General features: G+C 70.0%; 27 protein-coding genes. 11 read left to right on the top strand and 16 right to left on the bottom strand.

The features are described 5' to 3' along the window. The first annotated feature begins 14 nt into the window (after positions 1–14). From OG219_RS21955 to OG219_RS21940, 4 genes are all read left to right on the top strand, one after another. Positions 15–290: a MoaD/ThiS family protein gene (locus OG219_RS21955; RefSeq protein WP_266829024.1), complete on the top strand. Its 276-nt coding sequence runs from the start codon at positions 15–17 to the stop codon at positions 288–290. Between the two features lie 461 nt (positions 291–751). Then, positions 752–958 (top strand): cold-shock protein, encoded by a 207-nt coding sequence (locus OG219_RS21950; RefSeq protein ID WP_164304865.1) that lies wholly within the window; start codon positions 752–754, stop codon positions 956–958. A 335-nt stretch (positions 959–1,293) separates the two neighbouring features. Beyond that, positions 1,294–2,919 carry a chaperonin GroEL gene (groL, locus tag OG219_RS21945; RefSeq protein WP_266829022.1) on the top strand — a complete coding sequence of 542 codons (1,626 nt, stop codon included), beginning with the start codon at positions 1,294–1,296 and terminating at the stop codon, positions 2,917–2,919. A 300-nt stretch (positions 2,920–3,219) separates the two neighbouring features. Beyond that, a complete protein-coding gene (locus OG219_RS21940) occupies positions 3,220–4,341 on the top strand; it encodes an NADH:flavin oxidoreductase (RefSeq protein WP_266829020.1) in 1,122 nt (373 codons plus the stop codon). A 101-nt stretch (positions 4,342–4,442) separates the two neighbouring features. Here the strand turns inward: OG219_RS21940 and OG219_RS21935 are convergent, their stop codons facing one another. The 3 genes from OG219_RS21935 to OG219_RS21925 form a co-directional block, all read right to left on the bottom strand. Next, entirely contained in the window at positions 4,443–5,117 is a 675-nt protein-coding gene (locus OG219_RS21935; protein WP_266829018.1) for a Uma2 family endonuclease, read from the bottom strand. Between the two features lie 62 nt (positions 5,118–5,179). Next, the gene (locus OG219_RS21930) at positions 5,180–5,992 is read right to left on the bottom strand and encodes a hypothetical protein (RefSeq protein ID WP_266829016.1); all 813 of its coding nucleotides are present in this window, start codon (positions 5,990–5,992) and stop codon (positions 5,180–5,182) included. Positions 5,993–6,605: 613 nt separating this feature from the next. After that, positions 6,606–7,439 carry a helix-turn-helix transcriptional regulator gene (locus OG219_RS21925; RefSeq protein ID WP_266829014.1) on the bottom strand — a complete coding sequence of 278 codons (834 nt, stop codon included), beginning with the start codon at positions 7,437–7,439 and terminating at the stop codon, positions 6,606–6,608. Positions 7,440–7,553: 114 nt separating this feature from the next. Here OG219_RS21925 and OG219_RS21920 point away from each other — a divergent pair, with 114 nt between their 5' ends. Continuing rightward, positions 7,554–8,618, top strand: coding sequence for an aldo/keto reductase (locus OG219_RS21920; protein WP_266836180.1), 1,065 nt, complete (start codon positions 7,554–7,556; stop codon positions 8,616–8,618). A gap of 46 nt (positions 8,619–8,664) precedes the next feature. On the opposite strand, the gene OG219_RS21915 is transcribed toward OG219_RS21920, so the two are convergent. Both OG219_RS21915 and OG219_RS21910 read right to left on the bottom strand, forming a co-directional pair. Next, entirely contained in the window at positions 8,665–8,946 is a 282-nt protein-coding gene (locus OG219_RS21915; protein WP_266829012.1) for a DUF397 domain-containing protein, read from the bottom strand. Further along, positions 8,930–9,769, bottom strand: coding sequence for a helix-turn-helix transcriptional regulator (locus OG219_RS21910; RefSeq protein WP_266829010.1), 840 nt, complete (start codon positions 9,767–9,769; stop codon positions 8,930–8,932). Before OG219_RS21910 ends, OG219_RS21915 begins: the two co-directional genes overlap by 17 nt. A 114-nt stretch (positions 9,770–9,883) precedes the next feature. Here OG219_RS21910 and OG219_RS21905 point away from each other — a divergent pair, with 114 nt between their 5' ends. After that, positions 9,884–10,273: a hypothetical protein gene (locus OG219_RS21905; RefSeq protein WP_266836179.1), complete on the top strand. Its 390-nt coding sequence runs from the start codon at positions 9,884–9,886 to the stop codon at positions 10,271–10,273. Between the two features lie 138 nt (positions 10,274–10,411). Here the strand turns inward: OG219_RS21905 and OG219_RS21900 are convergent, their stop codons facing one another. The 3 genes from OG219_RS21900 to OG219_RS21890 are packed head-to-tail and all read right to left on the bottom strand — an operon-like array spanning position 10,412 to position 12,849. Further along, complete coding sequence (locus tag OG219_RS21900; protein WP_266829008.1) at positions 10,412–11,203, bottom strand: ABC transporter permease; 792 nt, start codon at positions 11,201–11,203, stop codon at positions 10,412–10,414. Continuing rightward, the gene (locus tag OG219_RS21895) at positions 11,200–12,171 is read right to left on the bottom strand and encodes an ATP-binding cassette domain-containing protein (protein ID WP_266829006.1); all 972 of its coding nucleotides are present in this window, start codon (positions 12,169–12,171) and stop codon (positions 11,200–11,202) included. Before OG219_RS21895 ends, OG219_RS21900 begins: the two co-directional genes overlap by 4 nt. Positions 12,172–12,183: 12 nt before the next feature. Next, positions 12,184–12,849: a DUF4097 family beta strand repeat-containing protein gene (locus tag OG219_RS21890; RefSeq protein ID WP_266829004.1), complete on the bottom strand. Its 666-nt coding sequence runs from the start codon at positions 12,847–12,849 to the stop codon at positions 12,184–12,186. Between the two features lie 245 nt (positions 12,850–13,094). Here OG219_RS21890 and OG219_RS21885 point away from each other — a divergent pair, with 245 nt between their 5' ends. Next, entirely contained in the window at positions 13,095–13,850 is a 756-nt protein-coding gene (locus tag OG219_RS21885) for a GbsR/MarR family transcriptional regulator (RefSeq protein ID WP_266829002.1), read from the top strand. 21 nt (positions 13,851–13,871) lie between these two features. On the opposite strand, the gene OG219_RS21880 is transcribed toward OG219_RS21885, so the two are convergent. The 4 genes from OG219_RS21880 to OG219_RS21865 all read right to left on the bottom strand — a co-directional run bounded on the left by OG219_RS21880 (position 13,872) and on the right by OG219_RS21865 (position 17,986). Then, entirely contained in the window at positions 13,872–14,459 is a 588-nt protein-coding gene (locus OG219_RS21880; protein WP_266829000.1) for a hypothetical protein, read from the bottom strand. Continuing rightward, positions 14,456–15,997, bottom strand: coding sequence for a PTS transporter subunit EIIC (locus tag OG219_RS21875; protein ID WP_266828998.1), 1,542 nt, complete (start codon positions 15,995–15,997; stop codon positions 14,456–14,458). Before OG219_RS21875 ends, OG219_RS21880 begins: the two co-directional genes overlap by 4 nt. 16 nt (positions 15,998–16,013) lie before the next feature. Then, positions 16,014–16,949 carry an N-acetylmuramic acid 6-phosphate etherase gene (gene murQ / locus OG219_RS21870; protein WP_266828996.1) on the bottom strand — a complete coding sequence of 312 codons (936 nt, stop codon included), beginning with the start codon at positions 16,947–16,949 and terminating at the stop codon, positions 16,014–16,016. Positions 16,950–17,062: 113 nt separating this feature from the next. Beyond that, positions 17,063–17,986: a MurR/RpiR family transcriptional regulator gene (locus OG219_RS21865; RefSeq protein WP_266828994.1), complete on the bottom strand. Its 924-nt coding sequence runs from the start codon at positions 17,984–17,986 to the stop codon at positions 17,063–17,065. 55 nt (positions 17,987–18,041) lie between these two features. On the opposite strand from OG219_RS21865, the gene OG219_RS21860 reads away from it, so the two are divergent. Further along, positions 18,042–18,434, top strand: coding sequence for a hypothetical protein (locus tag OG219_RS21860; RefSeq protein WP_266828992.1), 393 nt, complete (start codon positions 18,042–18,044; stop codon positions 18,432–18,434). After that, positions 18,431–18,697 (top strand): DUF4031 domain-containing protein, encoded by a 267-nt coding sequence (locus tag OG219_RS21855; RefSeq protein ID WP_266828990.1) that lies wholly within the window; start codon positions 18,431–18,433, stop codon positions 18,695–18,697. The genes OG219_RS21860 and OG219_RS21855 overlap by 4 nt, the downstream gene beginning before the upstream one ends. Before the next feature lie 23 nt (positions 18,698–18,720). Here OG219_RS21855 and OG219_RS21850 read toward each other — a convergent pair whose 3' ends face one another. From OG219_RS21850 to OG219_RS21840, 3 genes are all read right to left on the bottom strand, one after another. Next, positions 18,721–19,491 (bottom strand): hypothetical protein, encoded by a 771-nt coding sequence (locus OG219_RS21850; protein WP_266828988.1) that lies wholly within the window; start codon positions 19,489–19,491, stop codon positions 18,721–18,723. Between the two features lie 196 nt (positions 19,492–19,687). Next, positions 19,688–20,791 (bottom strand): GNAT family N-acetyltransferase, encoded by a 1,104-nt coding sequence (locus OG219_RS21845; protein ID WP_266828986.1) that lies wholly within the window; start codon positions 20,789–20,791, stop codon positions 19,688–19,690. Positions 20,792–20,837: 46 nt separating this feature from the next. Then, positions 20,838–21,503, bottom strand: coding sequence for a hypothetical protein (locus OG219_RS21840; protein WP_266828984.1), 666 nt, complete (start codon positions 21,501–21,503; stop codon positions 20,838–20,840). Between the two features lie 336 nt (positions 21,504–21,839). Between OG219_RS21840 and OG219_RS21835 the strand changes: the two genes are divergently transcribed. Further along, positions 21,840–22,535 carry a copper homeostasis protein CutC gene (locus OG219_RS21835; RefSeq protein ID WP_266828982.1) on the top strand — a complete coding sequence of 232 codons (696 nt, stop codon included), beginning with the start codon at positions 21,840–21,842 and terminating at the stop codon, positions 22,533–22,535. A 27-nt stretch (positions 22,536–22,562) separates the two neighbouring features. On the opposite strand, the gene OG219_RS21830 is transcribed toward OG219_RS21835, so the two are convergent. Next, a complete protein-coding gene (locus OG219_RS21830; protein WP_266828980.1) occupies positions 22,563–24,611 on the bottom strand; it encodes an AAA family ATPase in 2,049 nt (682 codons plus the stop codon). Between the two features lie 314 nt (positions 24,612–24,925). Between OG219_RS21830 and OG219_RS21825 the strand changes: the two genes are divergently transcribed. Further along, positions 24,926–25,108 carry a hypothetical protein gene (locus OG219_RS21825; RefSeq protein ID WP_266828978.1) on the top strand — a complete coding sequence of 61 codons (183 nt, stop codon included), beginning with the start codon at positions 24,926–24,928 and terminating at the stop codon, positions 25,106–25,108. Positions 25,109–25,125: the final 17 nt, after the last annotated feature.

Below are 25,125 nucleotides of genomic sequence, written 5' to 3'. Positions count from 1 at the left end.
CGGAGGTCATAAGTATGAGCGTCAACGTCCGCATCCCCACCATCCTGCGCACCTACACCGGCGGCAAGGCCGAGGTGACGGCCGAGGGTGGCACCCTCGCCGAGGTCATCGCCGACCTTGAGAAGAACCACACCGGCATCGCCGCCCGCGTCCTGGACGACCAGGGCAAGCTGCGTCGCTTCGTCAACGTGTACGTGAACGACGACGACGTCCGCTTCGAGCAGGGCCTGGAGACGGCTACGCCGGACGGCGCCGGCGTCTCGATCATCCCGGCCGTCGCCGGAGGCTGACCGTCACGCGCGGTGATTGCGGTTACCTTGGGTAATGGCAATCACCGAGAGTTCATCTGATTGCCCCCTCCGTGAGAGAAGCGGAGGGGGCAATTCTGTATGGTTGAGCGCGGTACAGTTGGGGAACGTGCTTCGCTTTCCATGTTGGTTTCATGCCGGGCGCATATGAGTTCTTGCCCGATGTCCGACAAGAAGTAGCCAAAGTGCCCCGCATTTTTGAGCCTTTTATGGCATTTATGGGGCCCGACTTGCCCTGAATCTTTGCGAATTCTCCGCATATTCCCCGATCGGTCGTGCCCAGAATTCTCGTCCGATTGACCTGTTGCAGAGGGCAGTTGGACAGATACATTCAGCCGCGGTCGACGCGTTCCGGCGCACACCCCCAATCGTTGGGGGGTGAGGTCTGACCCGGGCCCGCGAAGTGCGGTCCTGTGCAAGGGCCAGTAATAGGGGAGTTAGGCATGGCTCAGGGCACCGTCAAGTGGTTCAACGCGGAGAAGGGGTACGGCTTCATCGCGGTCGACGGTGGTGCGGATGTATTCGTCCACTACAGCGCGATTCAGATGGACGGCTACCGCACCCTTGAAGAGGGCCAGCGGGTCGAGTTCGAGATCTCGCAGGGCCAGAAGGGGCCGCAGGCGGACATGGTCCGGCTGGCGACCAGCTGAAGCACGCGCCGACTGACTGTTCTAGTTCGACGTGACGAAGGGCTCGCATCCCCGGCAGGGGGTGCGAGCCCTTCGGTCTGTCCGTCTCTCCGGCTGTCCTCGCGCCGGTGCGCGCCCCCCTCTCCACCTGGGGATCTTCCGGAGCCGCTTGCACTCGGCATGGGCGAGTGCTAATCATTGGCGTTAGCACTCTGCAGGTGAGAGTGACAACGAGGACCGGGTCGGTGAGGCCCGCAGGCCAAGTGGGGCAAGGAACCACGAGGCACGCAGGCCGTCCGTCGCGGGCGCGGGCGCGGTCCGGAGCAATCCACCCCAGTCCGGGAGGACCACTTCACATGGCCAAGATCATCGCGTTCGACGAGGAGGCACGGCGCGGTCTCGAGCGCGGGATGAACCAGCTCGCCGACGCCGTCAAGGTCACCCTTGGCCCCAAGGGCCGCAACGTCGTCCTCGAGAAGAAGTGGGGCGCCCCCACGATCACCAACGATGGTGTTTCCATCGCCAAGGAGATCGAGCTCGAGGACCCGTACGAGAAGATCGGCGCTGAGCTGGTCAAGGAAGTCGCCAAGAAGACGGACGACGTCGCCGGTGACGGTACGACCACCGCGACCGTTCTGGCGCAGGCGCTGGTCCGCGAGGGCCTTCGCAACGTAGCCGCGGGTGCCAACCCGATGGCCCTCAAGCGCGGTATCGAGAAGGCCGTCGAGGCCGTCTCCGGTGCCCTGCTCGAGCAGGCCAAGGATGTCGAGACCAAGGAGCAGATCGCCTCCACGGCCTCCATCTCCGCCGCCGACACCCAGATCGGCGAGCTCATCGCCGAGGCGATGGACAAGGTCGGCAAGGAAGGCGTCATCACCGTCGAGGAGTCCCAGACCTTCGGTCTGGAGCTGGAACTCACCGAGGGTATGCGCTTCGACAAGGGCTACATCTCGGCGTACTTCGCCACCGACATGGAGCGTATGGAGGCCGTCCTCGACGACCCCTACATCCTGATCGCCAACTCGAAGATCGCCAACGTCAAGGACCTGCTCCCGCTCCTGGAGAAGGTCATGCAGTCGGGCAAGCCGCTGCTGATCATCGCCGAGGACGTCGAGGGCGAGGCTCTGTCGACGCTGGTCGTCAACAAGATCCGTGGCACCTTCAAGTCCGTCGCCGTCAAGGCTCCGGGCTTCGGTGACCGCCGCAAGGCCATGCTCGGCGACATCGCCATCCTCACGGGCGGCGAGGTCATCTCCGAGGAGGTCGGCCTCAAGCTGGAGAACGCGGGTGTCGACCTGCTGGGCCGTGCCCGCAAGGTCGTCATCACCAAGGACGAGACGACGATCGTCGACGGCTCCGGCTCTGCCGACCAGGTCGCCGGCCGGGTCAACCAGATCCGCGCCGAGATCGAGAACTCGGACTCGGACTACGACCGCGAGAAGCTCCAGGAGCGCCTGGCGAAGCTGGCCGGCGGCGTGGCCGTCATCAAGGCCGGTGCCGCCACCGAGGTCGAGCTCAAGGAGCGCAAGCACCGCATCGAGGACGCCGTTCGCAACGCGAAGGCGGCCGTCGAGGAGGGCATCGTCGCCGGTGGTGGCGTGGCTCTCATCCAGGCTTCCTCGGTCTTCGAGAAGCTGGAGCTCACGGGTGACGAGGCGACCGGCGCCAACGCCGTGCGGCTCGCCCTGGAGGCCCCGCTCAAGCAGATCGCCGTCAACGGTGGTCTCGAGGGTGGCGTCATCGTCGAGAAGGTGCGCAACCTGCCCGTCGGTCACGGCCTGAACGCCGCGACCGGTGAGTACGTCGACATGATCGCCGAAGGCATCATCGACCCGGCGAAGGTCACGCGCTCTGCCCTGCAGAACGCCGCGTCCATCGCCGCGCTGTTCCTCACCACCGAGGCCGTCATCGCGGACAAGCCGGAGAAGGCCGCCGCCGGCGGCGCTCCGGGCGGTATGCCGGGCGGTGACATGGACTTCTGATCCACCTCGGGGCTCCGGCCCCCGGTTGATCACCGTCCTTCGTACCGAGGGCGGCACCCCTTCTCGCAGGGGGTGCCGCCCTCGGTCGTTTTCGTACGTCTGCCTGCGTGCCTGTGTGTCCGGGATCACCCGGCAGTGTGCCGGGGGCCGGAATGCGGTGACGGGTGAGGCGGTTGAACCTTGACGCGGGATTGATGCGCATGCACATATTCATCACCTGCACAATTCATCAACTGCATGTATGCATGAGCATCACTCCGCCCGATCGACCTCCGACCGACCTCTCCGAGGAGCCCCCACGTGACACTCGCCCCCTCCCGCGCGGCCCAGATCCTGTCCCGCCCCCTGTCGCTCAACGGCCTGACCGTCCCGAACCGGATCGTCATGGCGCCGATGACCCGCCAGTTCTCCCCGGGCGGCATCCCCGGCGAGGACGTCGCGTCGTACTACGCCCGCCGCGCCGCCGCGGGCGTGGGCCTCATCGTCACCGAGGGCACGTACATCGGCCACGAGTCGGCCGGGCAGAGCGACAGGATCCCCCGCTTCCACGGCGAGGAGCAGCTGGCGGGCTGGGCGAAGGTCGCCGAGGCCGTGCACGCGGCGGGCGGGAAGATCGTGCCGCAGCTGTGGCACATCGGCATGGTGCGCAGCGCGGGTGAGCCGCCGTTCGCGGAGGCCCCCGCGGTCGGCCCGTCCGGCCTGCGCATCAACGGCACGGCCGGCGAGGGCAAGGAGATGACCCAGGCCGACCTGGACGAGGTCGTCGCGGCGTTCGCCGAGGCCGCGGCCGCCGCCGAGCGCATCGGCTTCGACGGGGTCGAACTGCACGGCGCGCACGGCTACCTGATCGACCAGTTCTTCTGGGAGGGCACCAACCGCCGCACGGACGAGTACGGCGGTGACCTGGTCGCCCGTACCAAGTTCGCGACCGAGATCGTCGCCGCGGTCCGCGCCGCGGTCTCCCCCTCCTTCCCCATCCTCTTCCGCTACTCGCAGTGGAAGCAGGAGGCGTACGACGCCCGCCTCGCCGAGACGCCCGAGGAACTCGGCGCCCTGCTGACCCCGCTCGCCGAGGCCGGAGTGGACGCCTTCCACGCGTCGACGCGCCGCTACTGGCTCCCCGAGTTCGAAGGCTCCGACCTCAACCTCGCGGGCTGGACGAAGAAGCTCACGGGCAAGCCCACCATCACCGTCGGCTCGGTGGGCCTCGACGGCGGCGACTTCCTCCGCTCCTTCGCCGGCGAGGGCGCCCAGGCGGCGAACCTCGACAACCTCCTCGACCGCCTGGAGCGCGACGAGTTCGACCTGGTCGCGGTGGGCCGCGCCCTCCTCCAGGACCCGGAGTGGGCGGCGAAGGTCCTCGACGGACGGTTCGGAGAGCTGGGGGCGTACGAGGCGGCGTCGCTGAAGTCGCTGAGCTGAAGGTTCTTGTTTCTTGCATGTACGCCGAGGGCGGCACCCTTTTCTTGAGGGGTGCCGCCCTCCGGCGTTGCTCGGGCGGGTCGGTACCTGCGTGCGGGATGTCAGTCGGCGTAGTCCTTGAGCTTTTCGGTTGCCAGGGCCATGTTCACGGGGGCGGGGAGCTCGACCATGGCCCCGTACGGGTACGAGGGGCTCTGCTGGTACGCCCCGTTCTTCAGGTCGCTGTGCACGACGAGGGTGTCGTTGTCCCGGTCGATGAGCAGGTAGACGGGGATGCCTGCTTCAGCGTATCCGCGGACCTTGTCGATGCGGTCGCGCCGGTCGGTGTCACGGTCGCGGGAGGTGACTTCGACGACCATGAGGACGCCCTTCGGATCGGCCCATTCGCCGTCCTGGGCGATGAAGTGATCGAGCGGCGCCAACGCCGCGTCCGCGCATGCGTTGCCTTTGCGATAGGCGCTGATCTTGAGCCCTTGCTCCGGATAGAGGGCCAGCTCAGGACGGTGCTGCATGAACAGCCGGCTGAGCCACATCACGATGGCCCTGTGGCGCTGATCCGGCAACGGTTTGACCTCTAGCTTTCCGTCGATGAGTTCGAGCTTGACGCCCTCAGGGGCCCTGCGGGCGAGTTCCTCGAAGTCCTCGACCTCGATGTGGTCGCCCTTGACGTACAGCCGCCCATCGAGGAATTCGAGCTGAACGTTCTCCGGGGCCCTACTTGCCAGCTCTTCGAAGTCCTCGATGGACATCTGCGGGCGCCTGGTGCCAAAGGTCATGGTGGTGTCGCCTCCTTCCCACCATGGTGCCCCGGCCGTGTGCTTCCGGACCGTGGGAGCGGTCATAGGCGTGGCCTTTCTCGTCGGTTGACCATCGCCGCGCGGGCTGCGGCGGCGTGGGCGTGGACTGCGGAGGAGGCCAGTGGGGTGGAGGGCCGTGGGGCGGTCTCGCCCCGGCACGGGCCGCAGATGCCGCCCGGCAGGGCCTCCGGGCGGCCCGGGGTGCCGCACTTCGCGCACTCCAGTACGCGCAGGGGCGAGCGTGGGGCCGGGATAGGTTCGGGCGGGAGCTTGGACGTCAGGCGGGTGCGGACGAGGGCGACCGGGCTGTGCACCGGGGTCGGGAGACCTGCGGTGAGGGCCTGGAGTACGTGGTCGTCGGAGGCGCCCCTCGCGAACCACTCGGTCAGCAGGGGCGCGAGTTCCGCGCAGGCCGCGGCGGGCAGGGACAGGGCCGGGGTCGTGCGGCCCAGCGCCGCCAACAGGATGTAGGCCCGGGAACGGGTCGGGACGGGGAGGTCGGGCTGCTCCGGTGGTACGTCGCCCCGCGTGAACGCCGCCCACCAGTCGTCGTCCCTCGCTGTGCGCGAGAACCACGTTCGGGTGATCCATCGCGGGCTGCCCGAGTCGGCCAGGTGTTCGCGGCCCCGGCGCAAGTGGCCTGCCCGTTGGAGGTTGTTGAGGGCTGTGCGCAGGGCGCATTGGCCGTACGGGAGTGTCTTGGCCAGCGTCTTTACGGAGATGTCGGCGCCGCCCGGGAGGCGGTCGATGTACGCGGCGATGGCTGCTTCGCGGGGCGGGAGGTGCGCGAAGTCGTTCGCTGTACGGGGGAGTTGGTGCGGGGCGTCGCGTTTTCCGTAACCCGGGTTGGCCATGGGGTGTGGGAGGGCGTGCGCAGGGCGGAAGGCAGCACTAAGCTTGGCGTTAGCCACGGGATCAGTCCTTGTAGCGGATCTCGTCGGTCAAGCCCCCGCAGGTGTTGCTAGCGCCTGGCGGGGGCTGTTTGCGTATTTGGGCACGCTAAGCCTTTGTGACTGTCCGTGGCAAGCCGGTCGCTTCAAGTCAACTCGCGGGGTGGGAGGGCGGGTTGAGGCCCGCCTCCCAATCCTTGAAAAGAGGGCTCGGAGCTGGGGGCTTGAGCTTCGGGGTGCCGCCGTCGTCGAGTGGCTGACCCCCGCCCCGTCCTGGGCGGGAGGTGATTGGCAGATGTGTCCCAGGATGGGGGCGCTTCACCGAGGACGAGCCGCGCCCAACCCGGGTTGAGTCGGCCCTGATGTAGCGAGCCCCTGGTCAGGTGCAGGTCACGCGAGAGACGCCAGGCTCCGGTGTCAGGTGGTCAGCTTGGCGAACAGCAGTTGCTGGAGGCGGGTTTCGACGTCGTCGCGTGTGGGGCGGATCGGCATGCTTTCGGCTCGGATCTCACCGGTGGATCCCGGAGCCAAGCCGGAGCGACGGTTCGGTCTCGGTGAACGAAGGGGCGGTTCGCCATCATCGTGTGCGCAACCGGTCCAATGCCGACCGGCTCTCATCGTCGGCGGCGCGGTAGATCACCAACAGCTGGTCCGGATCTTGAAGCGGTGTCAGCGTTTCGAAGTGGACTGCGATCACACCGGCGTCGGGATGCCGCATCATCTTGCGCCCGCGGCCGTTGACCTTGACGTCTCGTTCGGCCCACAATCGCGCAAACTCCTGGTCATGAGTGATGCATTGGGTAATGAGGTCGGTCAACGCCTGGTCCTCTGGATGCGCGGCCCACGCAGTGCGCAGGTGGGCGATCCCCTCTCGCACGACACGTTCGCGGTCGACGTAGAAGTCCCGTGTCTCCGGATGCATCAGGCACAGCCACATCGCATTGCGCTGCTGCGGCGACAGGGTGTCGAAGTTCGGTAGCAGCTTCGCCATTTCGCTGTTCCAGGCCAGGATGTCGTAGCGGTGGTTCATCAGCATTGCCGGCAGCGGCGACAGATCGGCGACCAGCTGGGCCAGCAGCGGCTCTGCGACGGTGGCGAGCTTGTCAGCGCTGCGGGGCCGCTGCCGGGCCAGGCCGAAGAGGTGGGCGCGTTCGTCGGGGGTCAGGCGCAGCGCTTGGGCCAGCGCCTCCACCACCTCCGCTGAGGGCCGCAGCCCGCGGGCCTGTTCCAGCCGCACGATGTAGTCAGTGCTGACCCCGGCCAGTTCTGCGACTTCTTCGCGGCGCAGTCCCGGGGTCCGTCGGGTCTGCCGACGCGCCGGTAGGCCGAAATCCCGTGGGTCCAGGCGTTCGCGTCGGGTCCGCAGGAATGCGGCCAGTTCGTGTGTCACGTCCACGGTGCCGGGGATCATGGCTGGTCCAACAGTCGGGGTAGGACTGGTGTTCCCAGGAACTTCCTTCCCTTACCCCTGGCTCTGGGGGGTCGCAGGCTGTGCTGACGACGTTCACGAGCACAGGAGGACATGATGTCGCTCTCCCTCGACACATACCGGCTGCTGGGCCGCTCCGGGCTGCGGGTCTCACCGCTGGCCCTGGGCACGGCGACCTTCGGCACGGAGTGGGGCTGGGGCGCCGAGCAGGACGATGCGCGCAAGCTGTTCGACCTCTACGTCGAGCGCGGCGGCAACTTCATCGATACCGCCAGCACCTACACCGACGGCAGCTCCGAACGCATGCTGGGCGAATTCACTCGCGACAACCGCGACAGCCTGGTGTTGGCAACGAAATACACGACGCAGCGCCGACCCGGTGACCCCAACTCCGGGGGCGCTCACCGCAAGAGCCTGCTCGCGTCTGTGGAGACCAGCCTGCGGCGGCTGAATACGGGCTACATCGATCTGCTCTTCCTGCATGTGTGGGACTTCACAACACCGGTCGAGGAGATCCTGCGTGGCATGGATGATCTGGTCCGGCAGGGCAAGGTCCTGTACGTGGCGATGTCCAACGCTCCGGCCTGGGAGATCTCCCGCATGCAAGCGATCGCCGACCTGCGCGGCTGGTCACCGCTGGTCGCACTACAGATTGAATACAGCCTCATCAGCCGAGGCGGAGAACGTGACCTGATCCCGATGGCACGGGCGATGGGGCTGGGGGTGACCCCGTACTCACCGCTGGGCGGCGGCGTGCTTTCCGGCAAGTACAGCCGCGCCGATCTGACCGCGACGGGCGCTGACTCCGGTGAAAGCAACCGCAAGAGCTTCAACGCCGGTTTGGGCATGGTCACCGAACGCACCCTCGCCATCGCCGACGTCGTGCGGGAGGTAGCCGCGGAGGTGAAACGCACACCCGCTCAGGTCGCCCTGGCCTGGACCCTGCAGAACCCGGCCGTGACGGCACCCGTCATCGGCGCTCGCACCCCCGAGCAGTTGTTGGGAAATCTGGGTGCCTTGGAGGTCGGCTTCGCCGCCGATCAGCTGGCCCGCCTCGACAAGGTCAGCGCGATCGACCTCGGCTACCCGCACGACCTGCTCGCCAGTGACCACATCCGCACCGTGACCGCAGGCGACCTGAAGATCGAAACCCGCCGCTGATGGGTGCGGCTCGTCCGTAGCAACCTCGCTGAGCTGGGCGGATCCCTCACCGAAAAGGAGCCGCGCCCGAGTCCTTTACGCCCGCGATGAACGCCGACCAGGTCTCGGCCCGGAACGCGAGCTTCGGGCCGTGGGGGGTTTTGGAGTCGCGGACGGGGACGAGGGCGGGGTGGCCGTCGGCTACTTCGAGGCAGTCGTCGCCGCTGCCGCCGCTGTACGTCGACTTGCGCCAGCGGGCGACCTCCAGGCAGTCGCCGCCGCTGCCGCCGCTGTAGCTCGACTTGTGCCAGACGGCCGTGTTCAGGTCGTAGTCAGGGAAGTTCCTCATGGGCGTAATCCTGCGCCAACGCCTCGATCAAGGCCAGGGACTTCTCCGGCGAGAGCGCGGAGGCCGCGAGGAGTTCGAAGGTGAGCCTCATCTGGGCGACGGTGGCCGGGTCGTCCTCCAGTCGGCCAGTGCCGACTCCCTCGAAGTAGACCAGCGGAGGGGCGTCCTCGAAGTCCATCAGCTTCAGGGAACCCTCCATCGCCGTGTGCGCCCCCGCGCTGAACGGCAGTACCTGCACGATGACCCGGCTCCGGCGGGCCAGACCGGCGACGTGGTGCAGGGCCTCCGCCATGACCGCTCGCCCACCGGTCTCCCGGCGCAACGCCGCCTCGTCAAGCACCGCCCACAACAACGGCCTTGTTGGGTCGTCGAGTAGACGCGTCCGCGCCATCCGGCCTTCCACCCGCTCGTCGATGGTCTCCTCCGGTGCCGTCGGGGCGTACGCCCGATTCACGGCCCGCGCGTACTCCGGTGTCTGGAGTAGCCCTGGGATCAGCATCGGCGCGTACTGGCGGATCGCCGTGGCCAGCGCCTCCGCCTCCGCCGCCTCGGCGAAGTGCTCGGGATAGCGGGACTTGTCCGTTGCCCCACAGTTCCGCTGGAAGAAGTCACCCGTGCCCAGCGCCTCGTCCAGCAGCCGCGCGTACTCCGGCTGGATCCGCCGCGTCGCCGCCTCCAACTGCCCAATGAACGAGCCGCTCACGAACAGCAGCGCCCCCAACTCGTCTTGGCTCAGCCCGGCTTTCTCTCTGGCGTGACGCAACTCCGCTCCCAGCAGCGCGCGCGGTGACGACGACGGGTCGAGGTCCTTCGGTCCTGCCATCGCAACTCCCTGTCCCGCGGACGATGTTGTTGGGTCGTCCCCTCTGGCCAGGTTAGAGGCGCGACGGACACGCTGTGTTGCGAAAAGCAAACTCTGCGTGGAGGTGGAGGAATGATGCGGTCGACGGAAGAGATCGTGGCGTCGCTGCGGGAGGCGCTCACGGGCGTGGGTGTCGTCCTGCCGTCCCTGTGCGTCGACCCGGTGACCGGCGCGAGCGACGAGCCGTTCGCCCTGGTCGTCCTGGGGCGCTGCAACGTTCGTACGGCCGAGAAGCTGGCGTCCGTGCTGCGCGGGGAGCGGCCGCCGGTGGGGGCGCACGTCGTGGACGTACGGGACGGGCGGGTCGGGGAGGTGATGGGGCATGTGGGCGGGAAGGTGCAGTTGCGGCCCGTGGGTGGGGGCCGGGAGTGGGACTGCCCGCCGGAGTCGACCGGGCCTGTGGCGCAGGGGGAGGTGCTGCGGGCGCGGGTGCGGGAGAGGAACCGTGAGGTACGTCTCCCCTGAGGTGGCCGACCTGATCGGCTGGATCCCATGACCGGACTCACCGCGAACGCTGACAGGGCGGCGTACGTCGACGCGGTGTCGGGGTACGCCGCCCTTGGGCGGGACGAGTTGCGGGGGTGGCCCGCGCTTTCATGGCGGTTACTTCGGGTCGCTGTTGAACTTTGAGGTCGACCAGAAGTAGCCGAGTGCGGTCAGGGCCAGGCACCAGGCGATGGCTATCCAGCCGTTGTTGCCGATCTCGGTGCCTAGGAGCAGGCCGCGCAGGGTTTCGATGGCGGGGGTGAAGGGCTGGTATTCGGCGATCGGTTGGAACCAGCCGGGCATGGTGTTGGCCGGGATGAAGGCGCTGGAGATGAGCGGGAGGAGGATCAGGGGCATCGCACTGTTGCTGGCCGCCTCGGCGTTCGGGCTGGCCATGCCCATGCCGACCGCGATCCAGGTGAGTGCCAGGGAGAACAGCGCGAGCAGTCCGAACGCCGCCAGCCACTCCAGGGCGGTTGCGTCCGTGGAGCGGAAGCCGATGGCCACGGCGACGGCGCCGACGAGGACCAGGCTGGCGAGTACCTGCAGCACGCTGCCGACGACGTGCCCGATGATCACGGAGCCGCGGTGGATCGCCATTGTGCGGAAGCGGGCGATGACGCCCTCGGACATGTCGGTTGCGACGGACACCGCGGCCCCGATCACAGTGGAGCCGATGGTCATCATCAGGATGCCCGGGACGATGTAGGCGATGTAGTCGGAGCGGTCGGCGCCGCCGTCCCCGATGCCCGCGGCCATCACGTCGCCGAAGATGTAGACGAAGAGCAGCAGCAGCATGATCGGCGTGAGCAGCAGGTTCAGGGTGAGGGACGGGTAGCGGCGCGCGTGCAGGAGGTTGCGGCGCAGCATCGTGTTCGAGTCGCGGACGGCGAGGGAGAGGGCGCTCATCGGACGTTCTCCTTGGGCTGGTTCGGCTGGTTGGGGACGCTGGTGGGGCCGGTCAGGGCGAAGAACACGTCGTCGAGGTCGGGGGTGTGGACGGTCAGTTCGTCGGCCTCGATGCCGGCCGAGTCCAACCGGTCGAGGATGGAGCGCAGTTCGCGCTGGGTGCCGTCGCTGGGGATGGTCAGGGACAGTGACTCGTCGTCCTTGGTGACTTTGCGCAGGGCGAGGGCGGCGGACTGGTAGGCGGTCGGGTCGGTGAAGCGGAGTCGGACGTGGCCGCCTGGGATGAGTCGCTTGAGCTCCTCGGCGGTGCCCTGGGCGGCGATCCTGCCGTCGTTGAGTACGGCGATGTGGTCGGCGAGCTGGTCGGCCTCCTCCAGGTACTGGGTGGTGAGGAAGACGGTCACCCCGTCGGAGACCAGCTCGCGGATGATCTGCCACATGTTGTGCCGGGCACGCGGGTCGAGGCCGGTGGTCGGCTCGTCGAGGAAGATGATCCGCGGGTTGCCGACCAGCGTCATGGCGATGTCCAGGCGGCGCTTCATGCCGCCGGAGTAGGTGGACGCGGGCTTCTTCGCCGCCTCCACCAGGCCGAACCGTTCCAGGAGTTCGGCGGCGGTGCGGCGGCCCTCGTCGCGGGAGAGGTGGTGGAGGTCGGCCATGAGGAGCATGTTCTCCTCGCCGGTGATGAGGCCGTCGACGGCGGAGAACTGGCCGGTGACGCCGATCGCGGCGCGTACGGCCTGGGGGTCGGTGGCGAGGTTGTGGCCGCCGATGTTGATGTCGCCGGTGCCCGGGTCGGCGGTGATGAGGGTGGAGAGGATCTTGACGGCGGTGGTCTTGCCGGCGCCGTTCGGGCCGAGCAGGGAGAAGACCGTGCCGGTCGGCACCGTCAGGTCGATGCCGTCGAGGACCGTTTTGTCGCCGTAGGACTTGCGCAGCCCGTTCGCCGCGATGGCTGGGTTGGTCATGGTGGGGCTCCTTCAGAGGCTGCGGGCGGTGATGTCGCCGTGGGAGGTGGTGGCGTGGATGTCGAGTTCGGTGGTGCCGTCGTTCTTGAGTGAGTTGCTGACGCGGCCGTGGGCGGTGCCGGCGTCCAGGGCGGCGGAGACTCCGGCGGCGGCGGTGACCTGGATGCTGCCGGACTGGGTGCGGAGCACGACCGTGCCGCGTACGGCCTCGGTGATCCGGATGTCGCCCCGTGTGGTGCTGATCTCCGAGGAGCCGTTGAGTCGGCCGACCTCGATGTCGCCGTCGACCGCGGTGAGGCGCAGGCTCGCTGCCTCGTCGATCTTGATCCGGCGGTACGCGCCCTCGAAGGCGACGTCACCCAGGCGTCCGACGCCTCGGAGCTCGGCGGCGCCGGCCTTCGCCTCGATGCGGGAGCCGGCGGGCAGCTGGACGGTCACCTCGACGGAACCGGAGGGGCCGAAGAGCTGGTTCTTCCCCGCCGGGGCTTCGATGCGCAGGATGCCGTCGGCGTAGGCGACCGTGGTCTGCTCCGCCGCCTTCACGTCGCGGTCCTTGGTGGCGTCCGCGGGCAGCACCTCGACCGTGGTGTCGGCCCGGTCTGCGGCGATGAACTGGACGCGTCCCGCGGGGATGTCGAGGACGGCGGAGACGGGGGTGGGGGTGTCGAACTTCTGCATGGTGCTCTCCTTCATCTGCGTCGCGCGCTCCGTCGGACCGCGTCGTTTCCGATGATGGAAAAGCTACGTTGCGTTCAAAGATCCTTCAACAGGTTCGTTGCGCACGATCGCAGTAAATGCAGGTGGGAGACGGGAAATTGTTGCAACGACTCTCGAAGGTAACGCAACGGCGATCACGTCTGCATTGCAATGGAGTGAAGATGAACGCTACGATGGGGGCATCAAGGGGAACGAAGGAGACCGCAATGCCCGGAGGCAGGCTCACCCAGCAGGAACGTCGGCAGATCGCGCTGGGGCTGGCCGACGGCCTCGCCTACGCGGAGATCGCCAGAGGTCTCGACCGTCCGACCTCGACGATCACGCGTGAGGTGATGCGCAACGGCGGCCCCACCGCCTACCGCGCCGAGGTGGCCCACCGTGCAACCGAACGCCGCGCCCGCCGGCGTACGCAGGCGGCGCCCCGAGGTGCGGAGGCGCCCCCGCAGCCCTACGGACGCGACGCGGAGGCCGTGCGAGAGTACGAAGAGACGTTCACCACCGTCATGCTGGCTTCGGGCATGACCACGATGACGGCCCGGGTGATGGCCTGTCTCACCCTCACCGACTCGGGCAGCCTCAACGCGTCCGAGCTCGTCCAGCGTCTCCAGGTCAGCCCGGCGTCCATCTCCAAGGCGATCGCGTTCCTGGAGAGCCAGGGCATGGTCCGCCGGGAACGCGACGAACGCCGCCGTGAGCGCTACGTCGTCGACGACGACATCTGGTACGAGTCGATGATGGCCAGCGCCCGGTCCACCGCCCAGATCGTCGAGATCGCACGGCAGGGCGTCGGCGTCCTCGTCCCGGGCACCCCGGCCGCCACCCGCCTGGAGAACGTCGCCCGCTTCCTCGACTTCGTCAGCGAGGCCATCGCCCGCGCCGCGGAGCAGGCCCGCGAGGTCCTCCGGACGAAGCCTGAAACGACCTCGGACGGCACTGCCGAGCCGAGTTCGGACAGGCCCTGAGCCGCCCTGCGGGCGCGATGCCTACAGGTTCCCCATCGGCTCGATGTCGATCTTCACGGGGGTGCCCCAGATGCGCAGCACCTCGTAGTCCGTGAACTCGTGGACCAGGCGGTAGGCCATGCCGGGGCGGGGCGTCTTGCGCTCGGCGGCGAGGTAGCGCTCGGCCTCGATGCGGTCGCGGCGCGGGGTGCCGCACAGCTGCCACGCCTGGCCGTTCCAGACTTCCGGGAGCCAGCGCTGCTGGGGCTGGGGGCGGTCTTCGCGCAGGCCGTAGCGGGACTTCGTGCGCTCGGGGGCCTCTTCGGGGCTGGGCGCACGGCTGTGGGAGTAGGAGTCGTTCACCTGGGAGCGGCGGGCGGTGCGGCGGCGGGTCTCGCAGAGCAGGCAGAGGTCGGGGGCGGCCTCGTCGACCGGGCCGTTCGGGTGCTCGGCGCAGCGGGTGGTGGGCGCGGCCGTGGTGACCGTCTCGTCCAACAGGTCCAGGGCCCGCTTCAGGTCGGCCTTCACCTCGTGCAGCTTCGCGTCGGGGGTGTCGGCGTTCAGCGCGTCGCCGTGCTCGCCCAGCACGCGCAGGGCGCGGCCGAGGGCGGTGAGCTGTGCGTGGTTCACGGTGTTCGGTTCCCTCCCCGGGCGTTTTCCTGACTGTCCGAAGCGTCGCACACACCACTGACAGTGCCGTCGGCAGAGGCAGAGGCAGAGGCGGGGGCACCCGCCTCAGAACCGGTCTCAGTACCGGCACCGAGGCCGCCTCTGACAGCCGGCCCGAGACCGAACACGTACGTCGCCGCGAAGCCGACGGCGTAGCCGGTCAGCAGCCCGCCCGCGTAGATCGCCGCCGTCATCGCCAGTCCCCCGCTTCCTGCCAGCAGTGGGAACAGCGCCCACCCCGACGGCCCGATCGCCGTCGACCCCACCTTGTCCCCGAGCATCGCGAAGAAGCCGACGAAGGCGCCGCCCGCCGCCCCGCCCGCGCAGGCCGTCAGGAACGGGCGGCCGAGGGGGAGTGAGACGCCGTAGATGAGGGGTTCACCCACGCCCAGCAGCCCCGCCGGGAGCGCCGACTTGATCGTCGTACGCATGGAGTGGTCGTGGCGGAGGCGGACGTAGACCGCCAGGGCCGCGCCGACCTGGCCCGCGCCCGCCATCGCCAGGATGGGCAGCAGGACCGTGTAGCCCTGCTGCTCGATGAGGGTGGTGTGGATGGGGATGAGGGCCTGGTGCAGGCCGAGCATGACGAGGGGGAGGAAGAGGCCGCCGAGGATGAGGCCCGCGAAGGCGCCGGTGGTGGACAGGAGCCAGTTCGCGGCCGTGCCGATGGCGGAGGACAGCTCGCCGGCCGCGTACATGAGGGCGTACAGCGTGACCAGGCCGGTGAGCAGGACCGTGAGGGTGGGGGTGAGCAGGACGTCCAGGGCCTCCGGGACCCAGCTGCGGCACCACTTCTCGACGTACGTGCCGAGGACCGCGGCGGCCAGTGCGCCGAGTACGCCGCCCTGGCCCGGCGCCAGCGTCATCCCGAACACCGTCACCTTCGCGACCCCCGCGTACACGATGACCGCCGCCACAGCGCCGCCCAGGATCGGGGTGCCGCCGAACTCCTTCGCCGTGTTGTAGCCGACGAAGACGGCGATCAGCGCCATGAAGCCGGAGGCGATGGCGGCGAGGGCGGGGGTGATCGCGTCCAGTCGGCCCAGGTTGATCAGCAGGCCGTTGAGGCCCGCGATGATTCCGCAGCCGATGAGGGCGGGGATCAGGGGGACGAAGATGTTCGCGACGCGGCGCAGGAGGAGCTTGGTGGGGGTGGCGTTGCGCTGCCGTCTTGCTTCCTTCAACTCGGCGCCGTGTGACGCCAGTTCATCGGCCGTGGTGACGTTGACAGCCGTCGCCGTCGCCAGCAGTGCCTCGAACTCCGGGGTCACGCGGGCGACCGTGCCCGGGCCCAGGACGATCTGGTACGTGTCGTCGTCCGTGACCAGGCCGAGTACGGCGGGGAGGGCTCGCACGGCCTCGTCCTGGACCAGGGTCCGGTCCTGCAGGCCCACGCGCAGGCGGGTCATGCAGTGGGCCACGGAGGTGATGTTCGCGGGGCCGCCGAGGAGGGGGAGCAGGGCTGCCGCGGTGGCGGTGGGGTCGTTCGGTGTGCGCACTCCCCGAGGGTGCTGGTCAGCGGGGCGCCGCCGCGAGCGCCGCGCGCAAGTGGCCGTGGCTCTCCTCCAGAAGGCGGGCGGCCGTCGGCCCGTCGACGCCGCCCAGGATGGTGAGGATCGCGTTCTTCACCTCGTCGTCCGTGGCGGCGAGGGCGCGCTCGATCTCCTCGTCCGTGGCGCCCGTCGCGAGTGCCACGATGCGGCGGGAGCGGGCGCGGAGCTTCTCGTTCGAGGCGCGTACGTCGACCATCAGGTTCCCGTACGTCTTGCCCAGGCGGATCATCGTGATCGTCGAGAGCATGTTCAGGACCAGCTTCTGGGCCGTGCCCGCCTTCAGGCGTGTCGAGCCCGTCAGCAGCTCCGGGCCGACGACGACCTCGATGCCGTGGTCGGCGGCGGCTGCCAGCGCGCTGTCCGCGTTGCAGGACAGGCCGATCGTCAACGCGCCCTGTGCGCGGGCGTGTTCGACCGCGCCGATGGCGTACGGGGTGCGTCCCGAGGCGGATACGCCGACCACGGTGTCGTCGGAGGTCAGCGCGAGTTCCGTGAGGTCACGCGCGGCCAGCTCCTTGGAGTCCTCCGCCCCCTCGATCGACGTGACCATCGCGCTCGGGCCGCCCGCGATCAGGCCCACGACCTCGGACGGGGCGGTGTTGAAGGTGGGCGGGCACTCGGACGCGTCCAGGACACCGAGGCGGCCCGCGGTGCCCGCGCCCGCGTAGACCAGGCGCCCGCCGCGGGACATCCGCTCCGCGATGTCGTCGATCGCGGCGGCGATGAGCGGGAGCCGCGCGGCGACGGCCGTCGGCACGGTCGCGTCCTCGCCGTTCATGAGCCGGGCGATCTCAACCGTCGGCAACTGGTCGATCTCGGCAAGCTCGGGCCGAAACGCCTCGGTGGTGAGGGTCTCCAACTCGGAACGCAGGTCACGGTAGTTGGCGTTGGAGGTCATGGGCGGCGGCTCTTTCCGGTGCAGGGTGCTGAAGGCGCCCCTTTTAGGGGCGCGGGGAACTGCGCGACCAGCCACTGACGGCCCGCAGTCTTCCTACGACATCGAGTGTCGCGTTAGCGCGTACGCCCCCGAGGGCTGTGTCGGTGGGCAAGCGCCTCGTACGACGCCGACAACGCGGGCGCAGCCTTCTCGTACGTCCGCTGGGCGACCCCCACGAACAGGCAGTCCACCACCAGCAACTGACTCGTTCGGGACGACATCGCCGCGGGCCGCAGCTCGCTCTCGCGGGCCGTCGAGGTGGTGAGGATGTGGTCCGCGTACTGCGTCACGGGCCCGTTCGGGCGGCCGGTGATCGCGACCGTCGTCGCGCCGTGTTCGAAGGCGACCCGGAGGGGTTCGATGACGTCGCCGGTCGAGCCGGAGTGGGTGATGGATATCGCCACGTCCTTGGCGCGCAGCTGCACCGCGTTGGTGACGGCGAGGTGCGGGTCGCTGTGCGCGTGGGCTATGAGCCCGATGCGGAGCAGCTTCTGGGCGAGGTCCTGGGCGACCAGGCCGGACGCCCCCTGCCCGTAGATGTCGATACGGCGGGCCGTGGAGAGCGCGGTGACCGCCGCGCTGAGCTGGGCCATGTCGAGCCCGGCCGCGGTGTCGGCGAGGGTCTGCTGCTCGTCGTACGCGAGCTTGGCGACCACGTCGGCGATGGGGTCGTCGACCGCGATGTCCGCGGTGACGGCGGGGGCGCGGCCCGACTGCTGCTGGGCGGCGAGCCCGGCCAGGGCGAGGCGCAGGTCGCGGTAGCCGGGGTAGCCGAGGAGGCGGGAGGTGCGGACCACCGTCGCCTCGCTGGTGCCGGTGAGCTCGGCGAGGCCGGTGACCGTGAGGGCCGCACAGCCCGCCGGGTCGCCGGCGACGGCCTCCGCGACCCGCTGCATGGAGCGGGTCATCGACGGGGCGAGCGTCCGTACCTTGGCCGCCAGGGCGGCCGGGGCGGGCGGCGCCTCACCGGCGAAAATTTCCTTCACGTCACGGGTCACATCTGAAAGATATTTTCCATTGGGGCATACGGTCAAGGGTGCGCACAATAGGTGCATGAACCCCACCAGCGGCCCCGTCAGCCCCTTGGAGCAGGCCCTGCACGCGGCTCGCGCCCTCGTCCTCGCCGATCTCGCCGCGCGCGAGGTCGCGGACGCCGACGTGGTCTCGCTCGTCGAGGAGTCGGTGGTGCAGCGCCGCTGGTGGGTCGAGCAGTGGCCGGAGGGCGTGGAGTACGTGGCCGGGCTCGTCGCCCAGGACGTACAGGACGGCCTCCTCGAACGGCACGGGCGCTGGCCGCTGTGCCCCGTCTGCGGCTCCGGCGACCCGCACGCCCTGGAGGTCGAGCCCGAGCTCGGTCCCGACCCGCACTGGGTGTGCCACCAGGCGGGTGTGAAGGTGGCCTCGGTGGGGGCGCTGGGGGCGGCCGGCGGGACTCCGCCCTCGTGACCGTCTACATCGATCCGCCCACCTGGCCCGGGCACGGCCGCCTGTGGTCCCACCTGATCAGCGATGTCTCGTACGACGAACTGCACGCCTTCGCCGAGGAGTTGGGCGCCCCGCGGCGCGCCTTCGAGCGCGACCACTACGACATCCCCTCGCACCGGTACGAGGACGCCGTGCGCGCGGGCGCGGTGGAGGTCGGGAGCCGCGAGGTGGTGCGGCTGCTGCACGGGGCGGGGCTGCGCCGGCGGAAACGGGTCGGTCCGTGAAACCGGTCGGTCGGTGAAGGGGGTCAGTCGGTGAAGACCGGGTCGAGGCCGTGCCACCAGTTGGTGAGCGCCTCGGGGTCGGCTCCGGTGACCTGGAAGAGCGCGGGCCGGTCGTAGTACGTGCAGAAGATGACGTACTCGGTGGCGCTGCTGGCGTAGCAGGCCATGTCGCCGTCGGGAGTGGTGGAGTCGTTCTCGTACCAGCTGCCGCGGACGTTCTGTTCGTCGTCGCAGTTGCCCTCCGGGAGCCGTGCGGCATAACTCCAGTACACCTCCTGGAGTTTGCTCTTGGACGGGTACATCGCGATGCCCGCCTTGGTGGTGACGGTGCCGAGGTCGACGTCGTCCGTGGTCACCGTGCAGCGCAGCCCTGCGGTGGCGCCGGGGACCGTCACGTGTTCGCAGCTCTGCGGCTGCCACTGGTCGGTGTTGAGCGAGTCGCGCAGTTCCCGGTCGGCGGCGGTCAGGCCGTCGCCGTCCGGGTCGGCAGGGTCGTCCGGGTTCTCCGCGGGCGTCGTGACCTCGCTCGGGCTCGGGCTCGGACTGGGGCCGGGGCCCTGGCTCGTGGTGGAGTCGCTCGGGCCTGTGCCGCCGGCCGAGACATTGGTGTTGGACGCCTGCCGCCACTGCGTCACCAGGGGCAGCGCCCCCAACGCGGCGGTGACCAGCACGCCGATGATGGTCCAGCGCACGCTCTTGCGGGCCAGCAGATGAGCGGGATCCGGATTCGGCGGCCGGGGTGGCCCGGGCGGGCCCGGATGTCCGGGCGGCGTTGACGGGTCGTACTGGCTCATCGTGTTCCCCCGATCCACGATTTCACCGCGACGTGAAGCACCGCGGTGAAGGCATTATCGGGAGCGCGCGGGGCCCGAGGAGGGGAAACCTCCGGGGTTGGGCCGCGGGTACGTCGGAGCGCCGGGCGCGGCTGCGTCGTTGGGCGGGGCGGTCCCGGAGCGGAAGGGAGCCGGTCCCGGGTAGGTGGGCGCAGGGTCAGCCCTGCCGGGCGGGCGACAGCAAGGACCGGTCCGTCCCGCGAAGCTCGTACGCGAACTGCTCCCCGTCCTCGCTCACCCGCGTGAACCCGGCGCGTGAAATGACGCCCTGGGAAGGGGCGTTGTCCCGGTCGACGGCCGCGAACAGCACCTTCACGTCCTCGTGCGCGAGAGCCCGGCCGGCCAGGGTGCGCAGGGCCTCGGTCGCATAGCCGTTGCCGCGGGCCTTCTCCGCCAGGTCGTAGCCGACCTCGGCGCGGCCCTCGCCGTCCGGGGCGCCGTGGAAGCCCATGCCGCCGACCGCGCGGCCGTCCTCGGTGCGTACGAGGACGAAGAGGCCCCACTCGGGGCGGTGCACCCCGGCCTCGTACGCCTTCACGACCATCCCGGCGGCCTCCCGCGTGCCCTCGAAGGGGCCGCCCTCCACCCATGCGAAGCCGCCCGTGCCGCCCGCCCGCAGATCGGCGGCGGCTGCCGGAGTGACTCCCTGGAGCGTGAGCCGCTCGGACCCGATCACCAGGTTGTTGCTCCAGCGCCACTCGGTGACCGGGGCGCGGCCGGGCAGTTCGCCGCGGCCTGTCGCCCAGAGCAGGGTGCGCCAGTGGTCCGGGCCGGGCCTGACGTGCGGGAAGATCCGGGCGAGTGCGTCCTCGCAGAGCGCGGCCGCGGGCTCGTACGGGACGCCGAGGCCTTCGGCGATGTCGTGGGTGTGCAGCAGGACTTCGGCGACGCCCATCGCGGCGAAGCCCTCGCGGTTCGCGCTGCGGAAGGGGTACGGGTGGAAGGCGCGTACCTCGCGGGGTGTCGTGCGGACGGTCGCGGCGAGCAGGGCGCCGGTCGTCTCGATCACGTCGACGACGCCCGCGTTGTCCGTACCGTCCTCAATGGCGATCTCGAACGGGACGTACGCCTTGGTGGCCCGCCCCGCCAACTGTCCCGCGTACGCGATGAGATCGGAGCAGATGTGCACGGCGGTTTCGCGGCAACTCCACGCCAGGCGCCCCGCCTTGACCCCGTCCCAGTCCCGCTCGCTCACCGTCCGCAGCAGCGTCGCGCTGCTCGCCACGGCCTCCGACACCTGGTCCCCACCCATGTCTCCCATGGGGGTGAGGGTAGGCGCGACCACGGTCGCGTACGTACCCGATTTTTCAGCCGGGGGCGCTGCCGAGCTGTGTCAGCTCCGTCCGCAGGTTCTCGCGCGCCCGCTGTTCCCACTCCCGTTCGCCGTACGGGGTCCTGAACAGTCTCGGCAGGTCGAGGAGTTGGCGGAGGATCGCCGCTCTGCCCTCGCGGAACGCCTCGGCGGGGACGAAGGCGTACTCCTCGCGGACGGCCTTCGTGTAATCCGCGTACGCCGGTGCGGGCGCGGCCAGGATCGCCAGGTCGGCGTCGCAGAGGACCTGGCCGTTGCGGTCGTCGTCCGCGGGGGCGTGGGTGACGGTGAGGCGGACCAGGCGGGCGACCTCCGCCGTGTCGGGGGCGGTCAGCCCGGCTTCGGGGAGGGCGCGTTCGGCCAGGTGGGCCGAGCGTTCCTCGTTCTCGGAGCGGTTCGGGAGGTAGACGGCGTCGTGGAACCAGGCGGCCAGGCGCACCAGGTCGGGGGTGTCGGCGTGCTTCTCCAGGACGTCGATGTGGTCGAGGACCGCGGTGAGGTGGGTGAGGGTGTGGTAGCGGCGTTGGGGCTCCTGCCAGCGGGTGAGGAGGTTGTCCGCGTACGGGGTGGGGTCGGGGCCGCCGGGGGAGCGGGACCCTTCCAGGGCACGGGTCCAGCGGGGGCGGAGGGCGTCTGGGGCGGGGTCGAGGTGGTCGGGCATGGGCTCATTGTGCGGGTGCCGGGTGGGCTGGGTGGGGGTTGTTCGCCCCCTCCGCCCCTTCCCGTCCCGTTTCCGGGGGCTGCGCCCCCGGACCCCCCTGTCGCGCTGACGCGCTCGTCCTCAAACGCCGGACGGGCTGAAGATGCCGCCCCTGTGGGTGGGTGGGGGATCGGGATGGCGCCGCCTCGCCCGCTGGCGCCGGAGGGGCTGAAAGATCTCCTGACGGGCTGGAAGGTCTCCGCCCGGCTGGAGCCGGGTGCCCTGATCGCGGCGCCCGACCCACCGGCGTACGCTTTGATTGGACTAGACCTGTAGCCGCCCAAGGGAAGAGGTCCGATGAGTAAGCGTAGGCGCGCAGTCCTGGAGGTGATCGCCCTCGGTGTGGAGGACGCGGTCGCCGCTGAGGCCGGAGGCGCGGACCGCCTTGAGCTGGTCACCGACATGGCCGCGGACGGGCTCACCCCGGCCGTGGAGACCTTCGCGGGGATCCGGGCCGCTGTCGACGTCTCGCTGCGTGTGATGCTGCGGCTCGCGGACGGCTTCGCCGCCGGGGACGTCGACGCGCTGGTACGCGTCGCCGGTGAGCTGCGGACCGCGGGCGCCGACGAGTTCGTGCTCGGGTTCCTCGACGAGCACGGCGGCGTGGACCTGACCGCCGTGGAGCGGATCGTCGCCGAACTGGACGGCTGCCACTGGACCTTCCACCGCGCGATCGACCGCGCCGCCGACCGCGACGCCCTGCGCAAGCAACTCGCGGACCTGCCGGGCCTCGACGCCTACCTGACCGCCGGCTCCCCCGTCGGCGTCGACGACGGCCTGCCCACCCTCGTCGCCGAGGCCGCGCGCCGCGGTGAGCCCGGCTACGAGCCGCAGATCATGGTGGGCGGCGGACTGCGGCTCGACCACGTTCCGCAGCTGCGCGCCGCGGGCGTCGACGCCTTCCACATCGGCGGCGCCGCCCGGCCCGGCGGCTGGACCGGGCCGGTCTCGGCGGAGGCGGTAGGGGAGTGGCGGCGGGTGCTCGACGCGTAGACGGGCGGCCTCAGGGCCTGTCCGGCTCTAGTCCAGTTGGGCCGGCAGCGGTGCCGCGTGTGTCACGGTCAGGCCCGAGACCGCTCGGGTGAGGGTGACGTACAGGCGGCGCAGGCCCGTGCGTTCGTCGGGTTCGCCGTCGACCACGGCCTGTGGTTCGTCGAGGACCACGTAGTCGTACTCGAGGCCCTTGGCGAGCGAGGCCGGTACCAGGGTGAGACGGGTGTCGAGGGTCGTCTCCTCGCCCGGAGCGAGGTAGGTGATCCCGGCCTCCGTCAGCGCCTCGGCGAGGGCCGGGATCCGGGCGTCCGCGGCGATCAGGCCTGTCGAGCCCTCGTTGCGGAGCAACTCCTCGCAGGCGGCGACCACTTCACCGGTGGCCGTGATCGGGCGTACGTCGAAGAAGCCCGGGTTCTCGCGCACCGACGCCACCGGGGTCAGCCCGGGCGCGATGTGCGGCAGCAGCCTGGACGCGTACGTGATGACGTCCGTGGGGACGCGGAAACCGGCCGTCAGCTCCTCGACGACGGCGTCCCCCTTGCCGAGGTGGCCGAGCGCCTCGGCCCAACTCCGCGTCGCCCAGGGGGTCGTACCCTGCGCCAGGTCGCCGAGCACGGTCGCCGAACCGGTCGTGCAGCGCCGCCCGACCGCCCGGTACTGCATGGGGGAGAGGTCCTGCGCCTCGTCGAGCACGACGTGCCCGAGCGAGTGCGTCCGCTGGACGAGATCGGTCGCCTCGTCGATCAGCACGGCGTCGGCAGGGGCCCACTTGGTGGCCTTCACCGACCGCGCCGGCTTCTGCCAGAGGATCTCCTTCTGCTCGTCCTCGTCGAGGATTCCCGCCGCGTGCACGGCGAGGAAGTCCGCGTCGGTGAGCAGCCGGAGCACCAGCTTGGCGGGGTCCACGGGCGGCCAGATCGCCTTGACCGCGGCCTTCACGGCGGCGTTGCGGGCGACCGCGTCCTGCACCCGGTCGTCCGGTGCCTCGCCCGAGCGCTCCATCTGGACCAGCACCACATGCGCGATCCGCTGCGGAAGGGCCTCGCGGGCGGCCCCGTACCGGATGTCGCGGTCGAGCAACTCCCTGACGATCTCCTCCAGTTCGTACGCCGGGACACGCCAGCGCCGCGACCCGCGCACGACCATGACCGGCTCGGTCGGCAGCGTCACATGCGAACGGACGGCCCTGCGCAGCACCTCGGCCATCCGGGCGTCGCCCTTGACGACCGCGGCGGTGGCGCTGTCCGTGCCCCGGACCTCCACGTGGGCGACGAGGTCGTCGACCGTCGCCTGCTTGACCTCCAACTCGCCAAGGGCGGGGAGTACTTGCTCGATGTAGTGCAGGAAGGACTTGTTCGGCCCGATGACGAGGGTGCCGGTGCGGGCGAGCCGCTCGCGGTGGGCGTACAGCAGATACGCGACCCGGTGCAGGCCCACGGCCGTCTTGCCGGTGCCGGGACCGCCCTGCACGCAGACGGAGCCGGAGAGCCCCGCTCGTACGATCTCGTCCTGCTCCGGCTGGATGGTCGCCACGATGTCGCGCATCGGGCCGACGCGCGGGCGCTCGATCTCCTGCTGGAGCAGCTTGCTGGTGGCCGCGGTCTCTGTCGGGTCGGAGAGGTGCTCGTCCTCGTACGCGGTGAGGTCGCCGCCGGTGTAACCGAAGCGGCGCCTGAGCCCGACGTCCATCGGGTCCCGCTTCGAGGCCCGGTAGAACGGCTGCGACACCGGCGCGCGCCAGTCGATGACCATCGGATCGCCGTCGGCGTCGTGGACGTGCCGCCGCCCGATGTAGAAGCGCTCGCCCTCCGCACCCTCCGCCTTGTCGGCGCCCGGAGCGTGCAGGTAGTCGAGCCGCCCGAAGAACAGCGGGGTGTGGCTGAGGTCGGCGAGGGCCTTGATGCGCTCGTCGATCTGGTGCTGGAGGACCGCCGCGTTCACCCAGTTCGCGGTGACGTCCTTGATGTCGAGGTTCTCGACGTCCTCGCGCATCGCGCGCAGGGCGGCACGGGAGTCGCCGAGGTGGGTGCGTTCGCGGGAAAGGGGGTCGTAAGGGTCGTCGGACGGGCTGGACAAGGGGGTGCCTCCGGGAGACCTGATGCGTGGGTGATTCCTGGATGCCGTCCGGTTTCCGTCCGGGCGGCGGCGCTCCGTGCGGGGAGGCGGGCAAGAGCGGAGATTCTAGGCGAGCGGGGGATGCCGGGGCCAACTGTTTTTCGCGGCTCAGCGGTACGCCCGTTCTGCGCGGCTCAGGGGTACGCCCGCAGGACCCTAGGGGTCGGGGTCCGTCGTGAGGCGTACGAGGGGCGGCCTGCAGGCGTACGAGGGGGCCGCCGGGGTTCGGTCCGGAGGGCGACGCCATTCGGGGCCGCGAGTTCCACCATGGATACATGAGCGCAGCTACCTTCACCCCAGGCCCCCCTGTCCGCACCGGCGCGACCGCCGCCTCCGGCACCCACCACCGCCACCGCGTGGGCGACGCCCTGCGCGCCGTCAAGGTGTTCGCGGGCGCGGCCCTCAGCGTGGTCCTGCTCGGCGAGTACGGAGAGGAGGCGGGCGTACGGCGACGGTGAGCCGTATGCCTGGCTCG

It is taken from the genome of Streptomyces sp. NBC_00038 (assembly GCF_026343635.1).
In the GTDB taxonomy this organism is placed as follows: Bacteria; Actinomycetota; Actinomycetes; order Streptomycetales; family Streptomycetaceae; genus Streptomyces.
This window is presented reverse-complemented; position numbering and strand designations above follow the sequence as displayed.